Origin of the sequence: Sorangium sp. So ce295 (assembly GCF_051527405.1) — a bacterium.
Classification (GTDB): Bacteria; Myxococcota_A; Polyangia; order Polyangiales; family Polyangiaceae; genus Sorangium; species Sorangium cellulosum_B.
The window spans coordinates 10,542,980-10,568,122 of sequence record NZ_CP150324.1 but is presented as its reverse complement, the minus strand read 5'-3'; the positions used below and the strand labels follow the sequence as shown (position 1 = coordinate 10,568,122).

General features: G+C 68.4%; 5 protein-coding genes. 2 read left to right on the top strand and 3 right to left on the bottom strand.

The window, feature by feature from the left end; translation table 11 throughout:
- The first annotated feature begins 246 nt into the window (after nt 1–246).
- Together treZ and WMF11_RS40060 are read left to right on the top strand one after the other, a co-directional pair.
- Nucleotides 247–2,193 carry a malto-oligosyltrehalose trehalohydrolase gene (gene treZ, locus WMF11_RS40065; protein WP_437974554.1) on the top strand — a complete coding sequence of 649 codons (1,947 nt, stop codon included), beginning with the start codon at nt 247–249 and terminating at the stop codon, nt 2,191–2,193.
- Entirely contained in the window at nt 2,183–4,255 is a 2,073-nt protein-coding gene (locus WMF11_RS40060) for an amylo-alpha-1,6-glucosidase (RefSeq protein ID WP_437974553.1), read from the top strand. The genes treZ and WMF11_RS40060 overlap by 11 nt, the downstream gene beginning before the upstream one ends.
- Before the next feature lie 139 nt (nt 4,256–4,394).
- On the opposite strand, the gene WMF11_RS40055 is transcribed toward WMF11_RS40060, so the two are convergent.
- The 3 genes from WMF11_RS40055 to WMF11_RS40045 form a co-directional block, all read right to left on the bottom strand.
- Complete coding sequence (locus WMF11_RS40055; RefSeq protein ID WP_437974552.1) at nt 4,395–5,612, bottom strand: cytochrome P450 family protein; 1,218 nt, start codon at nt 5,610–5,612, stop codon at nt 4,395–4,397.
- 176 nt (nt 5,613–5,788) lie between these two features.
- Nucleotides 5,789–7,048 (bottom strand): metallophosphoesterase family protein, encoded by a 1,260-nt coding sequence (locus WMF11_RS40050; protein ID WP_437974551.1) that lies wholly within the window; start codon nt 7,046–7,048, stop codon nt 5,789–5,791.
- Nucleotides 7,049–7,279: 231 nt separating this feature from the next.
- Entirely contained in the window at nt 7,280–25,138 is a 17,859-nt protein-coding gene (locus WMF11_RS40045; protein WP_437974550.1) for a protein kinase domain-containing protein, read from the bottom strand.
- Nucleotides 25,139–25,143 lie beyond the last annotated feature (5 nt).

Sequence of the window (25,143 nt, the reverse complement as noted above, 5' to 3'; positions counted from 1 at the left end):
TTCGTGTTCTCGAACACGCGTCGTGGGCAAGGAGGGAGCCCAGCGGCGCGCGAGCTTCAGCGCGAGGTCACCTCGCGCAATTTCGCCACACAGACAGCGCTGACCTCGATGTCGGTTTGCCCCTGAACGCTCTCAGGCAGCTCCGTAAGGCACGTTGCGCTCGACAGCTGAGCAGTGACAGCGGTAGCGTCGTCATGTGCAGATCGGCGCTGGACGTCATCTGTGTTGCGCCTAGAATTCATTTCAATGCCGGAATTCAAGACGGAGAGGCGGTTGCCCGTTGGCGCAGAGGTGCTCGTCGGGAAAGGAGTCCACTTCCGTGTCTGGGCGCCGGCCAGGCGCAAGGTCGAGGTCGTCCTGGAGGCCGGGCCGGGGAGCGGCGGGGCCGCCCCGCTGCGGCCCGAGGAGGGCGGTTATTTCGCGGGGCTCGTCGCGTCCGCGGCGAGCGGCACCCGCTACAGGTTCCGGCTCGACGACGGCGAGGCGCTCACTCCCGATCCCGCCTCGCGGTCGCAGCCGGAGGGGCCGCACGGGCCCTCCGAGGTGATCGATCCCGGCGCGTTCTCATGGAGCGACGCGGCATTCCGGGGCGCCCCGCTGAAGGGGCAAGTCGTCTACGAGATGCACATCGGGACGTTCACCCGGGAGGGCACATGGGAGTCCGCCGCCCGCGAGCTGCCGGAGCTCGCGCGGATCGGCATCTCCCTGATCGAGCTGCTCCCCATCGCCGAGGTCCCCGGCCGCTTCAACTGGGGGTACGACGGCGTGAACCTCTTCGCGCCGACGCGCCTCTACGGCAGCCCGGACGACCTCCGGCGCTTCGTGGACGCGGCGCACCGCGCCGGGATCGCGGTGATCCTCGATGTCGTCTACAACCACCTCGGCCCGGACGGCAACTACCTCGGCCAGTTCTCCGGGGACTACTTCACCGATCGTCACAAGACGGACTGGGGAGCGGCGATCAACTTCGACGGCCCGCGATCCGAGGCGGTGAGGGAGTACTTCATCGCCAACGCCGGCTACTGGATCGACGAGTTCCACCTCGACGGGCTCCGGCTCGACGCGACGCAGAACATCTACGATGGCTCGAAGGACCACATCCTCGCCGCCATCGCGCGCCGCGTGCGGGAGGCGGCGAAGGGCAAGGAGACGTTCCTCGTGGCCGAGAACGAGTCGCAGGAAGAGTGGCTGATCCGCGCCGCCGAGCGGGGCGGCTACGGGCTCGACGCGATCTGGAACGACGATTTCCACCACAGCGCCAAGGTGGCGCTCACCGGCCGGAGCGAGGCCTATTACAGCGATCACGAGGGCTCGCCCCAGGAGCTCCTCTCCGCCCTGAAGCACGGGTTCCTCTTCCAGGGGCAGCGCTATCACTGGCAGAAGCAGCGGCGAGGGACGCCGGCGCTCGGCGTCGATCCGGCCCGCTTCGTCCTCTTCCTGGAGAACCACGATCAGGTCGCCAACACCGCGCGAGGCGAGCGGCTCTGTCAGATCGTGAGCCCGGGCAGGCTCCGGGCGATGTCGGCGGCCCTGCTCCTCGCCCCTGGGACACCCATGCTCTTTCAAGGGCAGGAGTTCGGATCCTCGGCGCCGTTCCTCTTCTTCGCCGACCACAACCCCGAGCTCGCCCCGCTCGTGCGCAAGGGCAGGGCGGAGTTCCTCGATCAGTTCCCGTCCTGCTCGGCGCCGGAGGTCCACGCGCAGCTCGACGATCCGAGCGACCCGCGGACGTTCGAGCGCTGCAAGCTCGATTTCTCAGAGCGCGAGCGCAACGCCGCCCTCTACGCCCTCCACGAGGACCTCATCGCGCTCCGCCGGCGCGACCCGGTGATCCGGGCCCAGCGCCCGCGCGGCGTCGACGGGGCCGTCCTCTCGGCCCACGCCTTCCTCCTGCGCTACTTCGGCGACGACGGCGACGACCGGCTGCTCCTCGTCAACCTCGGGCGGGACATCCATCGAGGGTCGTTGCCGGAGCCGCTCTTCGCCCCGCCTCCGGGGCGCCGCTGGGAGACGTCGTGGTCCAGCGAGTCCCCTCGCTACGGGGGCCAAGGCAGTCCACCTGTCATCACCGAGGAGGGCGTCCACATCCCGGGCGAGGCGGCGATCCTCCTCCACCCCGTGGTCGGGACGCCGGTGCCCGAGAAGACGAGCGCGAGCCCGCGCCCGGAGGAGCCCAAGAAGCATGTACGCTGACGAGATCTGCCGGAGGATGGTCTGGTCCCGGGGCACAGCCCCCACCTCGCAGGACGACGCCGAGCGCGGCTCGGACCCGCTCACGCGGGAATGGCTCGTCACGAACGGACTCGGCGGTTACGCGTCGGGCACCGTCTCCGGCGCGGTGACCCGCCGCTTCCATGGACTGCTGATCTCCGCGCTGCCGGCTCCCTTGGGCCGCACGATGATGCTCAGCGATCTCTCCACCCGGATCTTCACCGCGGAGGACAGGGTGTATCAGGTGGGCGGTCAGGAGCCCTGGCTCGACGACGGCGCCGCGCAGGTCATCGATCTCGCCGAGTTCCGCCTCGAGGCCGGGCTCCCCGTCTGGCGCTACGAGGGCGCGGGGATGGCGATCGAACGGCGCCTCCTCATGCCCCACGTGCAGAACACGGTCCATGTCACGTACACGCTCGTCGAGGGGACGGGCCCCGCGCGGATCGAGCTCCAGCCGTGGGTGAATTTCCGGCCGCACGAGGGCGCGCTCGATCGTCCGGTGGCGGGCCCCTATGCGCTCACCGTGGTCGAGGATCGCTACGAGCTCGCGTCGCCGGGCGACCTGCCGCCGCTCCGGCTGAAGGTCCAGGGCGCTCGGGCCGAGTTCAGGATCGAGAGCGCCCGCCTGCGCAACGTCCGCTACCGGATCGAGCAGAGCCGCGGATACGACGCCGTCGGCGAGTTCTACAGCCCTGGCCGCTTCAGCCTCGAGCTCCCGGTCTCCGGAAGCGCGACCCTGATCGCGTCCACGGAGGCCTGGGAGACGCTCAACGCCCTCTCCACGGACGAGGTGCAGCGCGCCGAGCGCAAGCGCCGGACGCGGCTCCTGCTCGCCGCGGCGCCCGAGGTCCGCACCGGGCCGGCGGCGGAGCTCGTCCTCGGCGCCGATCAGTTCCTCATCAGCCCCGCGGGCCGCGTCGAGGACGCCGCCCGCGCCCGGGCCGCCGGGGACGAGGTGCGCACCGTCATCGCGGGCTACCACTGGTTTACCGACTGGGGCCGGGACACCATGATCAGCCTCGAGGGGCTGACGCTCGTCACCGGGCGCCACACCGAGGCGGGCTACATCCTCCGCACGTTCGCCCATTACGTGAAGGACGGGCTCATCCCCAACATGTTCCCGGAGGGCAAGAACGACGGGCTCTACCACACAGCCGACGCCACCCTCTGGTTCTTCCACGCGCTCGATCGCTACCTGGCGACCACCGGCGATCGCGAGACGCTCCGGCTCATCCTCCCAACGCTGATCGACATCGTCGAGCACCACACCCGCGGGACGCGCTTCGGCATCCGCGCCGACCCGCAGGACGGCCTGATCCGCCAGGGGGAAGAGGGGTATCAGCTGACCTGGATGGACGCGAAGGTCGGTGACTACGTGGTCACGCCACGCCGGGGGAAGCCCGTGGAGATCAACGCGCTCTGGTACAACGCCCTGCGCCTCATCGAGCGCTGGACGCGCGAGTCCGACGGCGACGGCGCGGCGAAGCGCTACGGCGCGGCCGCCGAGCAGGTCAAGGCCTCCTTCAACCGGCGCTTCTGGTCCGAGAAGCACGGCTATCTCTACGACGTGATCGACGGCGAGCAGGGCGCCGACGACGCCTTCCGGCCAAACCAGCTCCTCGCGATCTCGCTGCCTCACCCCGTCCTCGAGCCCGCGCGCTGGAAGGGGATCGTCGATCAGGTGAAGGAGCGGCTCTGGACGCCCGTGGGCCTCAGGTCGCTCGCGCCGGGGCACCCGGACTACAAACCGAAGTACTTCGGCGACCTCCGCGCGCGGGACATGGCCTATCACCAGGGCACCGTGTGGGGGTGGCTCATGGGCCCGTTCATCGACGCCTGGCTGAAGGTGTATCCCACCGATCTCGCCGGGGCGCGGCGCCTGCTCGAGGGCTTCGCGCCGCACCTCGACGAGGCCTGCGCCGGCTCGATCAGCGAGATCTTCGACGCGGAGCCGCCGTTCACGCCCCGCGGGTGCGTCGCCCAGGCGTGGAGCGTGGCCGAGGCGCTGCGCGCCTACGCCCGGACGGCCCCCTCGGGGGGCTGAGCATTCCCTCGAATCGTTCTGGAAAAAGTTCACAGGGAGGCGGGGAGACGGGGAGTCAAACCCCAGAAATCTCCCCGTCTCCCCGCCTCCCTGTTCAATATCTCGTCAAAAACACCGACAGAACGAGGGATTGTCAGCCTCAGAATACCACAGGCACCGCCGCCGGGCCGCGGATCATGGGCCATTCGCTCCACACGATGTCGCGGGGCGGGACGGCGAGCTCGATGCGCGGCAGCCTCCGGAGGAGCGTCGAGAAGGCGATCGCCGCCTCGATCCGCGCGAGCATCGCGCCCAGGCAAAAGTGGATGCCGCCCCCGAAGCCGATGTGCCGGTTCGGCGAGCGGCCGATATCGAAGCGGTCCGGATCCGTAAAGTGCTTTGGGTCCCGGTTCGCGGCCAGGAGCCCCGCCGCGACGCCTTCTCCCGCCGGCACGCGGGCGCCGAACAGCTCGATGTCCTCGAGCGACCAGCGGATCGTCGAGAGCTCCGCCGGCCCCTCGCAGCGCAGCACCTCCTCCACCGCGGAGCCGACGAGCCCGGGGTCCTCGTCCAGCCGGCGCCGCTCCGCGGGGTGCGAGAGCAGGAGGAACATGCCGCTCGCGATGAGGTGCACGGTGGTCTCGTGGCCCGCGACGATCAGCAGGAACACCATGCTCGAGAGCTCCGCCGGGCTCAGCTTGTGCTCCTGCTCCTCGGCCAGCAAGAGGCCGCTGATCAGGTCGTCGCGCGGGGCCTTGCGGCGCGCGTCGGCGAGCGCCCGGAAGTACGCCGCGAACTCCTCCACCACCCGCTGCGCGCGCTCCACGAACTCGCGACCTTTCGCGGGCGCGAGGAGGACCTTGGTCCACCGGCGGAACCGGTCGCGGTCCTCGACGGGGAGGCCGAGCAGCTCGGCGATCACCGCGGTGGGGAGCGGAAACGCGAAGTCTGCCACGAGCTCCATCCGTCGCCGGTCGATCGCCGCGTCGATGAGCCCGTCCGTGATCGCCTGGATGCGCGGGCGCAGCCCTTCCATCATCCGCGGCGAGAAGGCCCGCTGGACGATGGCCCTGAGCCGCGTGTGATCCGGCGGATCGGCGTCGAGCATGTGCTGATCCATGAAGGTCGTGCGGTCGCTGAGCGGGAAATAACGCCGGCGCACCTCGTCGGGGAGCTTGCGGAAGTCGCGGATCAGGCGCGGATCCTTGAGGAGCTCCACGCAGTCGTCGTAACGCACGGCCACCCAGATGGGCACGTCGAGGCGGGGGTGAATGAGGCGATGCAGGCGCCCCGCGGCCCGCATGCGCGCGTAGATCGCGTGCGGCTCGGCGCGGCTGCTCGGATGGAACAGCTCCGGAAAAGCGTCCTGGTCGACCATGATTCCCCCCTTTCATGGCGTCCGGACGTTCGAGGTGATGCTCGCGTCACGCCGGATCGCGAGGTGTGCATGGTGGAGAACAGCGCTCCGTCAAGCGGCGGCCGGAGGGTTGCGCGCCGTCGACCGTCGAGCCGCGGCGTCGGATCTCGGGCGCGCCGCGGGAGCGCGCCCGACCTTCAGGGCGCGTCGCTCGCGCCGAGCAGCCGCGAGATCAGCGTGTGCTCCACGTCGTCGAGCGCCTCGCGCAGGAACGCCGGGTCGTCGAGGCGGATCGCGTCGTCCCCCTCGCGCGCCTCGACGGGCAGCTTGTTCCTGAGGCTCGCGAACTCGCGCAGCAGCGAGGACAGGCCCGCCTCGTCGTCGCGCAGCGCGCGCAGCGACCTCGTGAGCTGGCCGATCGCGTCGTCCCGCTCCTCGAGCGCGCCCACCTGGAGCGGCGAGATCGTCCGGGAGAGCACGCGCTCGATCCACAGCGCGCCGCCGAGATCGTTGGCGATCGCGCGGATCTGCCCCGTCCATCGCTCGAAATCGGCGCGGAGCGCGGCGTGCGCCTTCGTCGCGCCGCACAGGAAGACCCGCGCGGCCAGCGTGCGCCCGTCCGCCTCGGCGAGGCGCCGCTCGAGCTCCTCCCGCGTCAGATCCACGATGTCGTCGGCGCTCGCGGCCGGGGAGAGATCGACCTCGCACGCGCTCCAGCGCACGACGTCGAGGGGGCGGTGCTCGACCGAGGTGATGCGGCCGTCGTCCACCGCGACGAGGAGGGCGCCCTTCTCGCCGGTCTCGCGGGCGTGGCGGCCCTGGAGGTTGCCGGGGAACGCGATGTACGGATCGCGCGAGAGCACCTCCCGGGTGTGCACGTGGCCGAGCGCCCAGTAATCGTATCGCTTCCCGACGAGGGTGTTCAGGCTGCAAGGAGCGTAGTTGTCGTGGCCCTCGCGGCCGCCCAGGCAGGTGTGGAGCATGCCGATGTTGAACAGGCCTGCCCGCGCGTCCGGATAACCCGCGGCGAGATCGTCGGTGACGGCCTTGGTCGCGAAGCTCTGTCCGTGGACGGCGACCCCGAGCCGATCGAAGACGATGGACTCGGGGCGGCGGGGATCGAGCCGCCGGGCGTTCTCGGGGAGCTCCAGGTGACGCGTGATGTTGCTCTCGGCGTCGTGATTGCCATAGAGGAGCACGACGTCCACCCGGGCGGCGCGCAGGCGGGAGAGCTGCGCGGCGAAGAACAGGCCCGTGCTGTAGTCCTTCCAGTCGCCGTCGTAGATGTCGCCCGCGAGGAGCAGGAGGTCGACCTCCTCGGCGAGGCAGAGGTTCACGAGGTTCTCGAGCGCGCGGCGGGTCGCCCCGCGGATCTGCTCGACGGGGGCGCCCGGGTAACGGTCGAGCCCGCGGAGGGGGCTGTCGATGTGGAGGTCGGCGGCGTGGACGAACTTCATGGGCAGGCGCGGCCCGAGCTTAGCCGCTCGGCGCCGGGAGCGCTGCTCATCCGATGAGGATCGCGGTCGATGCCTCGCTGGCCGTCGCCGGGCTCGACCGCGCGAGGACAGCCCCGCACAGCGCCACCCGAGCTCGTCCTTCTTCGCGTCGAACCTGCTCGTCTTCTTCGGGCTGCTCTCGCTCGGCGCGCCGCGCGCGGAGCTGGGGTTCGGGGCGGAGCCCCGAGGGGACTAGCGGACGCACGTGCAGGCGGAGTGCTCGTCGTCGGGCCCGTCTTTGCCCTGCTCGCCCCTGTCGACCACCTTCGCGTCCATGCCGAGCTGCTGCAGGAGCTCGGTGACGAGCGCGATGGCCTCCCGCTTGTCCGCCTGCGTGCGCGGAGAGGACCAGGCGCCGCTCTTCTCGACCAGCGTCCGCACCAGGGCGTCGATCGGCGGGGGGATGGGGACGTCGCCGTCGAGGGCAGCCGGCGCGTCGGTCAATTGCGCGGCCGGCGCCTCGCGCGGTGAGCCGTGCGGCGTTTCGCCCGTCGCTACCGGCGTCGTGGCCTGTGCTGGCATCGTGGCGAACCAGCTCCGGGCGGGGGCCGCGTCGCTCACCTCGTCCATCAGCGAGCGCGTGCGGAGCTCCCAGAGCTGGCCCTGGATCTGGTTCATGAAGTCGGCATCCCGGGCGCCGTCGCTGTAGAGCTGACGGACGATGTCCACGAGCTTCTCGACCGTGCTCGGGTCGCGCGGCATCTCGTAGGCGGCGATCTTGGTCAGGCTGACGATCCCCAGATCGTTCTTCAACGAAGCCAGCGTCTTCCGGTCGCGCGCCGAGAGCTGACCGCGCGCCAGCGCCTCGGTGTGCTCCAGGATCATCAGCCCGAAGCGCTTCGCGTCCTCGTTGATGCGCTGCTGAGCCCCGTCGATGCGCTTGCTCAGTCCGAAATCGGAGACGAGGTATTTCCCGTCCTTGACCAGGACGTTATCGGCCTTGATGTCCTTGTGCAGGATGCCCGCCCTGTGCATCTCTGCATAGCTCCCCGCAAGGTCGTGGAAGATGCTGATGAGCTGCGTCCGGCTCGGCGGATTCTTCTGCAGGTGGCTCTCCAGAGACCCCTCGGCGGGATCGAGCACGATGTAGATCGAATCCCTGGCGACGAGCGCCTTCTGGAGCTTGACGACCACCGGCTCGGAGTCTTGATCCATGAGGTACATCTGGATCGCCGACTCGCGGAGGATGTTGTCGAGCTGCTCTCTCTCCTTGCCCACCTCCAGCTTGATCTTCTTGACGACGACCTTCTGCGTCTGTCCCTGGCTCTGGTGCTCGGCCAGCGCCACGTTGCCCGAGATGCCTTTTCCGATGACCTTCTGCAGCGTGTAGTTCTCGAGCGGCAGCTTGCCCGCCTTGACCGGCCTCACTCCGCTGTCGGAGATGCGCACGGGGCCGGACTGCGCCGCATCGGCCACCCGGGACGTTATGCCGCCTTCCTGCAGGCGAGCCTGTTGCGTCCCATCGATGAACTCGTCGATGAAGGCCTGCCTCGTGCTGATGGGCTGGTCGTCTTCCGCTTCCGCTTCCGCGCTGTGCACGGGGGTGGCGCTCGACAGCGCGCCCATGGCCCTGGCCTTGATCTCCGCCGGGGCACGGTCCGATTGCTCGGCGTGCTGCAGGAGCTCCACCTGCATCGGGCTCAACGCGCTCAGCGTGCGCTCGTCACCGAGCCCGCTCTCCACGAGCTCATAGGAGAGGTTCTTCACCTGCTCGAACAGCGCGTCGTAGCCCGGCGGCGCCGACGGCCCCGGCGCCGGCATGGGACCCACGAAGAACCCGTGCGCCAGCTGTATCTGCGCGTCTGAAGCCTGCTCCGCTGTGCCGTCTTCCGCCTGCGCGAGCAGCTGCTGCGCCAGCTGCATGGCTCTCGGGATGTCCTTGTCCTTCAGGGCGACCACGAGCGGAGACGGCTGTGACGCTGCGGGCTGCTCCTGGTCGCCAAGGGGCGCAGGGGCGTTCTGTCCGCCTTCAGGCGGCGAATCCGGCAACGCCCCCGCGTTGATCCCTTCGCGCAGGGCCCGGCTTCTCGCCTCGACAGCGCTCGCGTCGTCATGATGAGCGTAGGCGTCCGTCACCGAAACGGTGTCGTTCTCTCCTGACCGGACCTCCACCTTGGTACCGGGCGCCTGATGCACCCATTGCGAGCCGTCTTTGACGAGCGTCCGCCCGTCCTTGGTGATGGTAACGAGATCGTCGCGCCCCGTGATTCGCTCGACGAAGATCCCCTGCTTCTGGAGCTCTCCCATCAGCTCGCGCGCGAAGTCCGCGCTGTCGCACCCTTTGAGGCTCAGCGTCCCGAGCGCCTTCGCGCCGTTTTCCTTGAGGTGCGTCGCGAGCTCTGCCGGCGTCATGCCCCCGAAGCGGCCTGGGCTGCCGTGTGCCACGATGGTGAGCTTGTCGTTCGCGCCGAGCTCGCCCAGCTGGTCGCTCGACACCGGTCTGTGTCCATCTTTGCCCGCCAGGTTCTTGGCGTTGTCCAGGACCGCCTTGTCCGAGCCGAGCGCATAGACGCCGCCCGGGTTATCGCCCGTCTCGGCCGACGTCGTGGCCCGCGCTTGCTTGCCGGTGAACCAGCTCCGGGTGGGCGCCGCGTCGCTCAGCTCGTCCATGAGCGAGCGCGTACGGACGTCCCAGAGCTGGTCCTGGATGCGCTTCATGAAGCCGGCATCCTTGGGGGCCGCCGGGTCATCGCTGTAGAGCTGACGAACGATGTCCACGAGCTGGTCGACCGTGCTCGGGTCGCGCGGCATCGTGGAGGCGGCGATCTTGGTCGGGCTGAAGAACCCCATGTCGCTCTTCAACGACTCCAGCGTCTTCAGGTCGCGCGCCGAGAACTCTCGTGCCTTCGGAGCACGCGCCGAGAGCTGACCGCGCGCCAGCGCCTCGGTGTGCTCCAGGATCATCAGCCCGAAGCGCTTCGCGTCCTCGTTGATGCGCTGCTGGACCCCGTCGATGCGCTTGCTCAGCCCGAAATCGGAGATGAGGTATTTGCCGTCCTTGACCAGGACGTTATCCGCCTTGATATCCTTGTGCAGGATGCCCGCCTTGTGCATCTCTGCGTAGCTTCCTGCCAGATCATGGAAGATGCTGGTGAGCTGTGTTCGGCTCGGCGGGTCCTTCTGCAGGTGGCTCTCCAGAGACCCCTCGGCAGGCTCGAGCACGATGTAGATCGAGTCCCTGGCGACGAGCGCCTTCTGGAGCTTGACGACCACAGGCTCGTCGCCCTGGTCCATGAGGTACATCTGGATGGCGGACTCGCGGAGGATGTTGTCGACCTGCTCTCTCTCCTTGCCCGGCTCCAGCTTGATCTTCTTGACGACGACCTTCTTCGTCTCTCCCTGGCTCTGGTGCTCGGCCAGCGCCACGTTGCCCGAGACGCCCTTTCCGATGATCTTTTGCAGCGTGTAGTTCTCGAGCGGCAGCTTGCCCGCCTTGGCCGGCCTCACGCCGCCGTCGGAGATGCGCACGGGGCCGGACTGCGCCGCATCGGCCACCTGGGACGTTATCCCTCCGTCCTGCAGGCGAGCCTGTTGCGTCCCATCGATGAACTCGTCGATGAAGGCCTGCCTCGTGCTGATGGGCTGGTCGTCTTCCGCTTCCGCGCTTTGCACGGGGGTGGCGGCCGACAGCGCGCCCATGGCCCTGGCCTTGATCTCCGCCGGGGCAAGGTCCGACTGCTCGGCGTGCTGCAGGAGCTCCATCTCCACCGCGCTCAACGCTCTCTGCGTGCGCTCGTCGCCGAGCCCGCTCTGCACGAGCTCATAGGAGAGGTTCTTCACCTGCTCGAACAGCGCGTCGTAGCCCGGCGGCGCCGACGGCCCCGGCTCCGGCATGGGGCCCACGAAGAACCCGTGCGCCAGCTGTATCTGCGCGTCCGGCGCCAGCTCCGCCGTGCCGCTGCCCGTCGGCGCGAGCAGCTGCTGCGCCAGCGCCATCGCCCTCGGGATGTCCTTGCCCTTCAGGGCGACCACGAGCGGAGACGGCGATGGCGCTGCGGGCTGACGCTGATCGCCGCTGGGCGCGCGGTCTTGCTGTCCGCCTTCAGACGCCGACAGCGCGAGGGCCTCCCCCTGCTGAGCGCTCTCGTCCGTCGCATCGTGCGAGACCGCGGACGCATCGGCCCGCGTTTCGCCCGTCGCTGCCGGGGCCGTGGTGAGCCAGCTTCGGGCGGGTGCCGCGTCGCTCAGCTCGTCCATCAGCGAGCGCGTGCGGACGTCCCAGAGCTGGTCCTGAATGAGGTCCATGAAGCCGGCATCCTTGGGGGCCGCCGGGTCATCGCTGTAGAGCTGACGAACGATGTCCACGAGCTGGTCGACCGTGCTCGGGTCCTCCGGCTTCTTGTAGGCGGCGACCTTGGTCGGGCTGAAGAACCCCATGTCGCTCTTCAACGACTCCAGCGTCTTCAGGTCGCGCGCCGAGAGCTGACCGCGCGCCAGCGCCTCGGTGTGCTCCAGGATCATCTGCCCGAAGCGCTTCGTGTCCTCGATGATGCGTTGCTGGACCCCGTCGATGCGCTTGCTCAGCCCGAAATCCGAGATGAGGGACTTGCCGTCCTTGACCAGGACGTTATCGGCCTTGATGTCCTTGTGCAGGATGCCCGCCTTGTGCATCACTGCATAGCTCCCCGCCAGGTCGTGGAAGATGCTGATGAGCTGCGTGCGGCTGGGCGGGTTCTTCTGCAGGTGGCTCTCCAGAGACCCATCGGCAGGCTCGAGCACGATGTAGATGGAGTCCTTGGCGACGACCGCCTTCTGGAGCTTGACGACCACGGGCTCGTCGCCCTGGTCCATGAGGTACATCTGGATCGCGGACTCGCGGAGGATGTTGTCGAGCTGCTCTCTCTCCTTGCCCGCCTCCAGCTTGATCTTCTTGACGACGACCTTCTTCGTCTCTCCCTGGCTCTGGTGCTCGGCCAGGGCCACGTTGCCCGAGACGCCTTTTCCGATGATCTTCTGCAGCGTGTAGTTCTCGAGCGGCAGCTTGCCCGCCTTGACCGGCCTCACGCCGCTGTCGGAGATGCGCACGGGGCCGGACTGCGCTGCATCGGCCACCCGGGACGTCATGCCGCCTTCCTGCAGGCGAGCCTGTTGCCTCCCATCGATGAACTCGTCGATGAAGGCCTGCCTCGTGCTGATGGGCTGGTCGTCTTCCGCTTCCGCGCTTTGCACGGGGGTGGCGGCCGACAGCGCGCCCATGGCCCTGGCCTTGATCTCCGCCGGGGCAAGGTCCGACTGCTCGGCGTGCTGCAGGAGCTCCACCTGCATCGGGCTCAACGCGCTCAGCGTGCGCTCGTCGCCGAGCCCGCTCTGCACGAGCTCATAGGAGAGGTCCTTCACCTGCTCGAACAGCGCGCCGTAGCCCGGCGGCGCCGACGGCCCCGGCGCCGGCATGGGACCCACGAAGAACCCGTGCGCCAGCTGCGTCTGCGTGTCCGGCGCCAGCTCCGCCGTGCCGCTGCCCGTCGGCGCGAGCAGCTCCTGTGCGAGCTGCATGGCTCTCGGGATGTCTTTGTCCTTCAGCGCGAGCACGAGCGGAGACGGCTGTGGCGCTGCGGGCTGCCGCTGCTCGCGGCTGGACGCGGGGGCGTGCTGTCCGTCTCCAGACGTCAGCGGCTCCAGAGACGGCGCCTCGACCTGAGGACCCATGGCGCTCGCGTCGCCAGTTCCGGTTCCATCGCTCGCGGGCGCGGCGACCATGAACCCGCTCTTGCCCGCCGTGGGAGCCTGGCTCGTGGGAGCGACCTGCGAGGGCGACTCCACGGCTGGAGACGTCGGTGGCCGGTGCCAGCTGCCGGTGAGGATGTTGGGGAAGTACTCCCCCATCCTGTCTTTGCGCACCACGAACGGGAAGGTCTTGCCGTAGCTCGAGATCGGAACGACGTAGGCGTCCGCGCCGTCGGGGGTCGTTGTCGTCTCGATGGGGCCGGCGATCCTGACCTGGTGCAGCCCCTGGTTCCCGAACGAGCTGGCCGGATCGCTCCAGGCGCTGAGGTCCTGGTCCGATCCTAGGTTGTCAGAGCCAGGCGCGTACTTCTTGGCCTCGGCGCCCACCGGCGCGGCGAGGACGATCCCATGGACGAACGGCCCGCTGCCGCCGTCGTCGAACAGCCTGTTGATCGCGTCGATGTCGTATTCGCCGTCCTTCGACGACATGACGTTGACGTCGTTCGCCTCGAGGACGTCGCCGAGGATGCCGGTATAGGCCTCCTCGCTCATGGGGAAGTCGCCGCGCTTCAGGCGCACGCCGTCGCCCGCGAGCTGGTCCTGCTTCTGGGCGAAGCGCTCGTCGAGGCCCCCTTCGACCTCCTTGACCCACGCGTCGTACTCGTCCCTGGAGCGCGTCTTCCAGAGCTTGGGCAGCGCCCGGGCGAGCATGATGTCGAGGCGCCTGTCGCCGTAGTCCTTGCCCGTGTGGCTCGACATGCGCTCGATCTGCCTGACCCTGCCGCCGAGCAGGACGTTGCGATCCGGGTCCTTGCCCCGGGCGATCTCCTCCTGGCTGGAGGTGACCGGGATCGAGCCGCCTGACGCCAGCGGGTAGGGCGTGGTCTCGAACAGCGACCTGAAGACGTCGATGGCCTTCATGGGGTTGTTGTGCAGGACCGCCTCGGCGATGGCCGTGAGCCCGCAGAAGGCGAAGTCCCGCTGCTCGATGCGCTCCGGCTGCTCGAGCAGCGTCTTGGCCCGCTCCTTGAACTCGCGGGGCATGCCGTCGATGCGGTCCACCAGCGACTTCAGGTAGCTCGTCGGATCCGTGTCGCCGGTCTCGAGCGCGCGGCTCGTATACTCGTCGAGGGCGCTCCCTCGCAGCCCGCGCTTCATCCCCATGTCGGTCAGCTCGGCGAGCGACGGGGCCGGCGCCGAGGACTCGCCCGGCGCGGTCTGAGCGGCGGCGCCGCCGCCGGGCTCGACGAGGGGACCGCCCTTGCTGGGCGCGAACGATTGAGCTCCGCCGGAGGGATCGGCCTCCGGCGCGGTCGGCAAGGAAGAGGCCTTGGCAGGCGGCGAGGGAGGGGTCTTTTCGACCCTGATGAGCTCGGTGAAGGCGATCTTCACCTGATCCTTGGTCGCGGATAGATCCTTGAGCGCCTTGAAGTACTGGCTCAGAGCCGAATCGGGCTTCTGTGTGTCGTTGATGTACTCCCCGATGAGCCGGTCGGGATCACTCTCCTGGAGCTTGCTCGAGATGTAGTCCTGATTCTCGGTATACAGTTTGTTGAGCTCGTCTGGAGTGTAAGGCTTGTCCTTGAATTGGGTGCTTCCCTTGGGCTTGAACCTGCGCTCGCCCTCGCCGTAAATTTGATCTGCCTTGTTGAGCTTGACCTCGATCTTGCGGCCTTCTTCCCTGGGCGACTCGAGCGTGCGGCCCAGCTTCAGACCGGCTATCTCCTCAAAGAGAGTCCCCATGTTGTTGTGGATATAGTTCCGCTTCCAGCTCTGGAGCCCTGCACGTCCATCGATCTGTCGCCCGACGAGCTTGGCCCGAGCCGCCGCGTCGTCCGCTCCGTCCACCCCGACGAGGTCCTCTGACCCCGGGAACTTGTTGCTGATGCCCTTTCCGACATGGAAGTAGGGCTTGTTCTGCCGCTCCTTGTCCATGCCGTTCACGCTCTCGAATCCGTTGGGTAACGATGTCTTGGATCGGAGGTACTCGAAGACCGGCATGGGGAGGCGGTTCGGTGAGAACTCGACGACGAGCACCTCGTTGGGCCCGACGCTGGCGATGCGCTTCGGCGCTTCCGGATCCTCGATGTTGATCACCGTCGCGCGCGGTGCGCCGTCATCCTTGAGGAGCCGCTGATTCAGGCGATCTACGAGCGGCTCCCAGCCCTCTTTGTCGAAGGTGTCGCTCTCATCGACGACGAGCCGGAGCCCGCTCTCCCATACCCCTCTCAGCATCTTCTCGAGCGTGGCGATCTCGTCCTTGTCCGTCCACCCCGCCGCGCCGATGATCGCGCCCTTGTCCTTGAGATCCGTCTCGGCGCCCTTTTCATCCTGCGCGTACAGGACCCCTGTGATGAGGTTGAACAGCTCGAAGATGGCCGCTTTCGACTCGTTCCCCGTGCCGAACCCGTAGACGACCATGGTGTGGGTCTGCGGGCTCTCGTCCTTGCTCTTCGGGGTCTGGTCCAGGAAGGCGAGCACGCCGGGGGTCTTGGCCGCGGCGTTGCTCTTCTCGAGCTCCTCCTCGATCATCGCTCTCGGATCACCCGGCTCCGTGGTGTCGTAGATGTAGCCGAGCCCGGCGAGCGCATCGACCTCGTGGAACCGCTCTTCGTTTGCGCTGTCCCGGTAGGTGACGCCCCGCAATCCGCTTTCGCGGTTCCAGTCCATGGGCTGGAGCTGGACGAAGGAGCGGACGCCGAGCTTGGTCAGGATGTCTTTCGGCTTCTCCTCGTTGTCCATCGCGCCGGTGAGCCCGTAGTTCGCTGGGTTCCGGTCGGTCAGGGTCTGGAACGTCTTGAGGCCCATGACGTTGACCCGGAGCCCCCCGGTCTCGAAGCGCTGGGTGGCCTCGCCGTTCTCGTCGAAGCCCGGCAAGAGGCTCGTGAGCTTCGCCCGGTTCAGGCCGTATTTCTTGCCGCCGGCCTTTACGTCCTCTTGCGCGGGGTCGTCGTCGCTCTCGTTGGAGTCGTCGTAGACGACGTCGAACTCGCCGGTGAAGCCGAGATGGACGAGCCGCTTCATGAGCTGCACCGAGGCGGACTGATGGCCGTTGCCGGGCGCCCGCGGGATGAAGATCCTGAGCGTCGTCTGCTGCTTCAGCACCTCCATGGCCTCGGCCTCGAGGTCCGCGGTGCTCGCGTCGTCGGCGCCGGTGGCGCTGGTCTCTGTCGAGGTGGCGAAGAACCCGCTCTTCTTGTCCTGGAGCTCTTGCGGCGGCTGGGTGCGGGGGCCGAGGAGCTCGTGGAGCGCGTCCTTCCCTTTCTGCTTCAGGTCCTGCTCGAACCTCTCGGCGCGGTCCTTGAGGGTCCTGGCCCAGTTGGTCCCGAGCTTGCCGAGGTCGACGGTGCGGGCGTTCTTGGTGCTCTCGTCGCCGATCTTGTCCTGCTTGAGGCCGCCGACGCTGGAGATTGGGTTGGCGGTCTTCTCGGTGGAGCGCCAGTTGTGGGGGTAGGCGACGGTGCTGGGCGCCCCGGGGCCGGTGGTCTCCATGCCGATCTGGAGCGCGCCGGGCCTGCCCGGCTTGGGCGGGCGGTAGCCGATGAACATGTGACCGTGGGCGCCGTCGGGCAGGATGACGTCGCCGTTGAAGTCCTTGAGGCCGAGGCCGCCGACGGCGAGGTTGATGCCGTACAGCTCGGTGTCGTCGAACTTGGTCTTGAGGGCGGCGAGCTGGCCGCCCTGCTCCTTGAACTTGCCGTCTGCGAACGAGACGTGGTGCGTGCCGATGAGGCGCTTGAACACGCCGGGCATGGGATTGCCCTTGTTGTCGGTGATGCCGAGGTGCTCCGTGAGCGCGTAGGGAGCGTTGCCCGCGGGGATCTGGATGTTGACGCGGCCGCCGTGCGACAGGAGCTTGGCGACGGGCACGTCCTGTAGGGGGACATGGCTCTTGGCGGCGCCGTCGTAGATCTCGGCGCCTTCCTGGAGCAGGTGGAAGACGTTCTTGAGCACCTCGAGCGACTGCCCGTGCCGCTCGACGACCTCATCCTTGGAGAGCTTCTTGCCCTCGGTGAAGGTCAGGGTATTGAGGAGCGTCTTCGGAGCGAGCACGGCGCCCTTGTTGATGGCCGTGGTCGCATCGTCGTTGGGCTCGGTGTACTCGAGGGTCTTGGACCATTCCTCGATGATGCCCTGGTCGATGAGCCTCTTGAGCTCGTCTCGTCTGGCCGGGTCGGTCGTATGCCTGGCCTCCATGGACAGGGCCAACGCCGCAGGCGGGGTACCCTCGAAGCGCTTGCCGGCCTCGCCGCCGTTCATCTGGCGCGAGACGTAGCTGGCGAGCACCACCTTGCTCGCCTTGTGGAGCTTGTGGAAGCCGCGGAAGCGCTCGGGGTTCTTGGTTGGGTCGTCCGACAGGTACTGCTCGATCTGGTCGTGGGTGAGCATGCCCGAGGCGTTGAGCCAGCTCTGCCCCTGGGGGGTCGAGGAGAGCTGCTCGAAAGCGCTCCACTCGGCGTCGCTGAGCAGCGGTCCCCTGGGGAAGCGCCCGCCGAGCTGCTCCTTGGCCGTCGTGGGGTCGGGAGGGAAGCCGCTGGCGCTCAGCGGGCCCTGGATCGCGTAGAGACCGTGCTTGGCCCTGTCGCGGCTGAGGGGGCCGGTGTCGGTGCGCCAGAGGGTGTTCTTGACGGCCTTGTCGACGATCCAGGTCACCTCCTCGACGGGGGTGGAAGTCGCCGGATCCGGCGCTCTCTCCGACGGCGGCTCCGCTTCTTCCTGGATCTCGTCGAACTGCGATTGCAGGTCGGCTGCCCTGTCCCCGCTGCCCGAAGCGGGGTTGTACCCGCCCCGCCTCTCCGCCGGGTCGCTGGTCTGGCCGTCACCGAGGCTGTTCGGGTCGGCGTTCGCGGCAGGATTGAAGCCGGTCGTGATCGCGCTCGGGCCCACCGCGGACGGCCGGTTGCCGGCGCTGCGCGCGATGTTCTGGCGGATGCGCTCCCAGGAGTCCCGCCCCTGGGTGACCAAGCCCGGGAGCTCGTTCTTGAAGAAGTCGCGCACCTCCTGGGTCAGCTGCGCCCTCGGCGCGGGGTTGGGGTCGTGATAGGACGCGTAGGTCTCGGCGAACCACTCTTTGGGCGTGGAGAACTGGTAATTGGAGACGGCGTTGGTGCGGGCGCTTTCGCGGTAGCTGACCCAGTTGTCGTAGTGGTCGACGTGGTAGATGCGGCCGTCGTGCGCCAGCTCCTCGGCCCCGCCGTCGGCCAGCGTCCAGGGCTGGGCCATGGCGATCTTGACGGTGCGGACGGCCCGCTCGAGCTTGTCCTTCAGGTCTGGGTCGATGGAGACGAATTTCGCGGGAAAGCTCTCCAGGGGAGCCATGTCCCTGCGCCGGTATTCCGGATCGAGGAGGGAGGCGAAGCGCTCGAGCACGGAGAAACCGTCGGGATCGCTCCGCCCCTCGTCGTCGACCTTCTGCTGCGCCTGGTCGTCGGTGATGCCCACCTTGGCAAAGATGGCGCGAGCGACGGTCTGGAATCCCCGCGAGTCGGAGTGCTCCTGCCAGCCGCCGAACCGGTCTTCCCCGGCGAGGCTCCTCCAGTCGACCAGCTTGTCGACGGAGTGGGCGACCTCGTGGCGTATCGTCCACTTGAGCAGGTTGCCGTTGGCGAGCACGTCGGACACGCCGCCCATGACCTGGCGGCGCCCGGTGATGCCGAGCGCCTGGTCCTGCTCCTGGCTGATGCCGGGGTAGTCGGCCAGGGCGCCGCGATCCATCAGCTTTCGCTGCCAGTTCCAGCGCCGGTTGAGCCGGCTGTAGATGAAGGTGGGGACGTTCGGGGGATTGACGATGTTGATGGTGTCGGTCTCCTCGTCGTACTCGCTCGCCGATTGCTCAGAGGAGAGGGCGCGGATGACCTTCCGCAGCGTCGGGCTGCCCGTGACGTGCTCGGGCGGCAGCTCACCGAGGGCCGTCTCGATGTGGTCGAGCATCTTGTGCGAGAAGTGCTTGCCGTCGGCGCCGTCGTCCGGTCCGACCTGCAGCTCGTACTGCTCGGACAGCGCCTGCTCGCGCTCCGCGGCGCCCTTGTTGGCGAACAGCCCGCCGAGCCCGTGTCCTCCGGTGCCGAGCGGGTCGCCGCCCCCCGTGGTGAGCTGGGTCCACGCATCGGCTTTCGGTGTCCGGCTCCGGGCGGGGTCGTTCGCGGCCGGCGCTTGCGATGGGAGATAGGTTCCGTAGGTGAAGACCGGGAAGAGCGACGGCAGCAGGTCCTTCTTCACCTTGATGGAGAAGCTCTGCTGCCAGGTGTGCAGCGGGACGACGTAATGGTCGCCGTCCTCGGTGATCTTGCCGTTGATGACGACCTGGTGCGCGCTCGACGTTTTGCTCGTGACCGCCTTGTCGAACGGCGTGGCCGTGGTGGGATCCTTCGCGGACTGCCTCGCGCGCTCGACGAGCCCGTGGCCGTCGAGGAAGTTGGCCAGGGCGAACGGCGCCTGCTCGGGCTTCGCGAGCGCGTCGTTGATGCGGCCCACGTCGTAGTTGTCGCCGGCGACCATGATCTGGGCGTCGCCGCCGAGGATCTCGGTGAAGATCGTCACCAGCGAATCGGCCGAGATCTGCAGATCGCCGCGCTTCTTGGACGGCCCCGTCGCGTCCTTGTCCCTCGTGGGCGCCTTGTCGAGATAACCGGGGATGGCGCGGGCGGTGTACTTGGCGTCGGCCTGGTACTGGTCGGGGGCGAGCTTGCTCAGCATCTTGCCGAGGCCCCGGGCCAGGAGGTAATCGAGGACGTGCTTGTCGGACCAGGCGCGCCCCTTGCGCGCGACGTCGGCGCGCTTGGCCCCCGCCTTCTTGACGCCGTTCTGGAGCAGCTTGTTGCCGATGGGGGCGTCCTTCAGCGGTAGCTCGCCGCGGATGACGCTTTGGATGGGATCGTCGGTCGCCTGGGCGCTCGTCGTCGCGCGGCGTTCACTCTGCGTGTCGAGCGAGAAGTCGGCGATCTGCTTGCCATCGCGATCGAAGAGCTTGCCGGTGAACTCGGCCGCGACCACGCGCGCGAACCCGGCCAGGTCGGACACGAGCTGCGTATGGAGCACGCTTTGCAGCGCGCAGATGGCGAACTCGTTCTGGGAGAGGGAGCCGGGGTCGTCGATCAGCTCCGCGAGCCTGTCGACGAGCGATCCATCCACGCCCTGAGAATGCATGAGGTCGCCAAGGAGCTTCTTGGCGTCCTGCTTGTCCGCGGCGGTGGCCGGATGAGACCAGGTCTTGCTGGCGTCGATGAGCGTCTGCAATGCGGCCTGGGTGTTGGTGTTGCCCAGGCCCTCGCGGGCGCCGTCGCTCTCCCGGACCGCGCTGTCGCTCGGTGCGCGCGTGACGTCGCGCGGGGGCCTGTCCTTGGGTGCGCGCGTGACGTCGCGCGGGTCGCTGGATGGGGCTGCGGTCGCGATGGTCGCGGCGAGGCCCACGGTGACCGCGCTCTGGCCCGCTGCGCTCGAGCCGGCTCCGGGCGGCTGCCGCGGCTGGTTGCCGGCGCTGCGCGCGATGTTCTGGCGGGCGCGCTCCCATGCGTCCCGCCCCTGGGTGACCATGCCCGGGAGCTCGTTCTTGAAGAAGTCGCGCACCTCCTGGGTCAGCTGCGCCCTCGGCGCGGGGTTGGGGTCGTGATAGGACGCGTAGGTCTCGGCGAACCACTCTTTGGGCGTGGAGAACTGGTAGTTGGAGACGGCGTTGGTGCGGGCGCTTTCGCGGTAGCTGACCCAGTTGTCGTACGGGTCGACGTGGTAGATGCGGCCGCCGTGGGCCAGCTCGTGGGCCCCGCCGTCGGCCAGCGTCCAGGGCTGGGCCATGGCGATCTTGACGGTGCGGACGGCCCGCTCGAGCTTGTCCTTCAGGTCTGGGTCGATGGAGACGAATCTCGCGGGAAAGCTCTCCAGGGGAGCCATGTCCTTGCGCCGGTATTCCGGATCGAGGAGGGAGGCGAAGCGCTCGATCACGGAGAAACCGTCGGGATCGCTCTGCCCCTCGTCGTCGGTCTTCTGCTGCGCCTGGTCGTCGGTGATGCCCACCTTGGCAAAGATGGCGCGAGCGACGGTCTGGAATCCCCGCGAGTCGGAGTGCTCCTGCCAGCCGCCGAACCGGTCTTCCCCGGCGAGGCTGCTCCAGTCGACCAGCTTGTCGACGGAGTGGGCGACCTCGTGGCGTATCGTCCACTTGAGCAGGTTGCCGTTGGCGAGCACGTCGGACACGCCGCCCATGACCTGGCGGCGCCCGGTGATGCCGAGGGCCTGGTCCTGCTCCTGGCTGACGCCGGGGTAGTCCGCCAGGGCGCCGCGATCCATCCGCTTTCGCTGCCAGTTCCAGCGCCGGTTGAGCCGGCTGTAGATGAAGGTGGGGACCTTCGGGGGATTGACGATGTTGATGGTGTCGGTCTCCTCGTCGTACTCGCTCGCCGATTGCTCCGAGGAGAGGGCGCGGATGACCTTCCGCAGCGTCGGGCTGCCCGTGACGTGCTCGGGCGGCAGCTCACCGAGGGCCGTCTCGATGTGGTCGAGCATCTTGTGCGAGAAGTGCTTGCCGCCGGCGTCGTCGTCCGGTCCGACCTGCAGAGCGTACTGCTCGGCCAGCGCCTGCTCGCGCTCCGCGGCGCCCGTGTTGGCGAACATCCCGCCGAGCCCGTGTCCCCCGGTGCCGAACACCTTGCCGAGCCCCTCCGGTTTGGTGCGCGCTCGCGACGGCCGATCCGTCCCCTGGTCCGGTGTCGCGGAGGTTGCGGCGACGTCCCCCGCGCTGGCTGCGGGCGGCTGCATCCCCGTGGTCATGGCGGTGGCCGGGTTCCGGGGGCGCCGCGCGGGCGGCTGTGTGGTCACCTGCTCGACGGGTGTGGATGTCTCCGGATCCGGCGTTCGCTTCGACGGCGGCTCCGCGGAGTCGTCGTCGTCCTCGTCCTCGTCCTCGGAGTCGTCGTCGTCCTCGTCGTCCTCGTCGTCCTCGTCGTCCTCGTCGTCGTCGTCCTCGTCGTCGTCCTCGTCGTCGTCCTCGTCCTCGTCGTCGTCGTCGTCGTCCTCGTCGTCGTCGTCCTCGTCGTCGTCCTCGTCGTCGTCCTCGTCCTCGTCCTCGTCCTCGTCCTCGTCCTCGTCCTCGTCCTCGTCCTCGTCGTCGTCCTCGGAGTCGTCATGGTCCGAGTCCGAATCGCGGTGGTCCTCGTCGCCGTCGTCACTGCTCTCGTCCTCGTCCCCCGGCGGAGCACGGCGATCGCCGCCCAGCGAACCTCGCTCGGGGCGATCCGACCCATCGGACGATTCGTCGGACGATTCGTCGAGCGACTCGTCGGACGACTCGTCGGAGGCGTGCGGCGCGGTATCGTGGGTGTCCAGCTGCGAAATATCGCGCGGGCCGACGAGGTTCTTGATCGCCTCTGTCGGGTTCTCCGTCACGTCTCGCGCGAACTGGTCCGCTCGTTCCTCGAGGGGCCCTTTCCAATCGTCCCCGAGCTTGCCCAGGTCGACGGTGCGGGCGTTCTTGCCCTTCTCGTCGCCGATCTTGTCTTGCTTGAGACCGCCGACGCTGGAGATGGGGTTGGCCGTCTTCTCGGTGGAGCGCCAGTTGTGGATGTAGCCGACGGTGCTGGGCGCGCCTGGGCCGGTGGTCTCGATGCCGATCTGGAGCGCGCCCCGCCTCCCCGGCTTGGGCGGGCGGTAGCCGATGAACACGTGCCCGTGGGCGCCGTCGTTCAGGATCACGTCGCCGTTGAAGTCCTTGAGGCCGAGCCCGCCGATAGCGAGGTTGATGCCGTAGAGCTCTGTGTCGTCCAGCTTGGACCTGATCGCGGCGTACTGCCCGCCCTGCTCCTTGAACTTGTCCTTGCCGAGCGAGATGTGGTGCGTCCCGAAGTCGCGCTTGAACACGCCGGCCTTGGGTTGACCGTTCCCGTCGGTGATGCCGAGGAACTCTGTCAGCGCGTAGGGCGGGCTGCCCTTGGGGATCTGGATGTTGACGCGGCCGCCGTGCGACAGGAGCTTGGCGACCGGCACGCCCTGGAGCGGGACATGGCTCTTCGAGCCGGCGTCGTAGATCGCGGCGCCGGCCTGGAGCAGGTGGAAGGTGTTCTTGAGCACCTCGATCGACTGCCGGTACCGCTCGAGGGCCTCGTCCGTCGAGAGCGACTTGGGCTCTGCGAACGTCAAGCTGTCCTTGAGCGTCCTCGGAGCCAGCACGGCGCCCTTGTCCATGGCCTCGATCGCGGCGTCGTTGGGCTCGGTATGCTCGAGCGTCTTGGCCCATTCGTTGGCAATGCCCTGGTCGATCTGCTTCTTGAGCTCGTCCCTCCTCACCGGGTCGGTCGTGTGCCGCGCCTCCATGGACAGGGCCACCGCCGCCGGAGGCGTGCCCTCGAAGCGCTCGCCGTCATCGCCGCCCTTCATCTGGCGCGAGACGTAGCTCGCGAGGACGACCTTGCTCGGCTTGTGGAGCAGGTGGAAGCCGCGGAACTTCTCGGCGTTGTCGTTCGAAAGGTACTGCTCGATCTCGTCGAGCGGCAGCATGCCGGAGGCCTTGAGCCAGCGCTGTCCCTCAGGGGTCGAGGAGAGCTGCTGGAAGGCGTCCCACTCGGCATCACTGAACAGCGTTCCCTTGGGGAAGCGCTTCCCGATCTGCTTCTTCGCCTGCGCGGGATCGGTGGGGAAGCCGCCGCTGGTCAGCTGGTCGGCGATGCTCGGGATGGCACGCTTCGCCTTCTTGCGGCTTACTCTGCCCGTCGGAGTCCGCCATGCGGACTTCGTGACGGCCTTGTCCGCAATCCACGTCACCTTGCCGCCCTGCGCAGGGTCAGCCGTGGTGGACGAGCCTCCCGGCGGCGGTCCCGAGCGTCCAGACCCCGGCTGCCGGGAGCCCTGCCCCGCGGGCGGTGACTTCGAGGTAGAGGACTCGGCGGGCGTGGGCTCCGCGGTGGAAGCGGGTTTTCCGGCGGGGGTGCTCTTCGCGCCGCTCTCGCCCGTCTTGGGGGAGGGCTGAGCTGACGTGCTGTCCTTCGCGACGGTCTCGTTCGCGGGCGTCCCCCCGGGCACGTCGCCCCCCTTGGGAGCCGTGCTTCCTGGCGCCGTCGCCTTGGTGCTCCCCTGGGGACCCTTGCCGAGGTCCTGAATTGGCTGGTTGGTAGGCTGGGTGGAGCCCTTGGGGAGGCTGCCGTCGGTAGGAGCGGATTGAGGCCTGACGGTGGCCTCGGTGGTCCGTGGCTGTGTGGTCGAGCTGCCCTGGCCCTGAACTGGCTGGTTGGTAGGCTGGGTGGGGCCCTTGGGGAGGCTGCCATCGGTAGGAGCGGATCGAGGCCTGACGGTAGCCTCGGTGGTCCGAGGCTGTGTGGTCGAGCTGCCCTGGCCCTGGATTGGCTGGTTGGTGGGCTGGGTGGGGCTCTTGGGGAGGCTGCCGTCGGTGGGAGCGGATCGAGGCCTGACGGTGGCCTCGGTGGTCCGAGGCTGTGTGGTCGAGCCGCCCTGGCCCTGAAGTGGCTGGTTGGTAGGCTGGGTGGGGCTCTTGGGGAGGCTGCCATCGGTAGGAGCGGATCGAGGCCTGACGGTGGCCTCGGTGGTCCGAGGCTGTGTGGTCGAGCTGCCCTGGCCCTGAAGTGGCTGGTTGGTAGGCTGGGTGGGGCTCTTGGGGAGGCTGCCATCGGTAGGAGCGGATCGAGGCCTGACGGTAGCCTCGGTGGTCCGAGGCTGTGTGGTCGAGCTGCCCTGGCCCTGGATTGGCTGGTTGGTGGGCTGGGTGGGGCTCTTGGGGAGGCTGCCGTCGGTGGGAGCGGATCGAGGCCTGACGGTGGCCTCGGTGGTCTGTGGCTGTGTGGTCGAGCCGCCCTGGCCCTGAACTGGCTGGTTGGTAGGTTGGCTGGGGCTCTTGGGGAGGCTGCCATCGGTAGGAGCGGATCGAGGCCTGACGGTGGCCTCGGTGGTCTGAGGCTGTGTGGTCGAGCTGCCCTGGTCCTGAAATGGCTGGTTGGTAGGCTGGGTGGAGTCCTTGGGGAGGCTGCCATCGGTAGGAGCGGATCGAGGCCTGACGGTGGCCTCGGTGGCCCGAGGCTGTGTGGTCGAGCTGCCCTGGCCCTGAAATGGCTGGTTGGTAGGCTGGGTGGGGTCCCTGGGGAGGCTGCCGTCGGAAGGAGCGGATCGAGGCCTGACCGGATCCTGCAGGTTCCCGGCGTTGGAGGGCGTCGGCCTCGGCGTCGCGGTAGGTGAGCTTGGTGCGCTGGTGGGTGCTCGGCCGACATTGGCGCTATTGTTGCCGGTCGTCGTGCTCCCGACATGGCTCCCTGATGGACTGTGCGGCGTGGCCGCCGTCGTCGTCGTCGGGCCGGGCGAGCTCGGTTTGCTCGTGCTCTTCCGCGTGACGGGATCCCAGCCGGAGAAGGGGTCTGGCTTCGGGGTCGGGCTGGGAGCCGCGGCCTGGTTCACGGCGC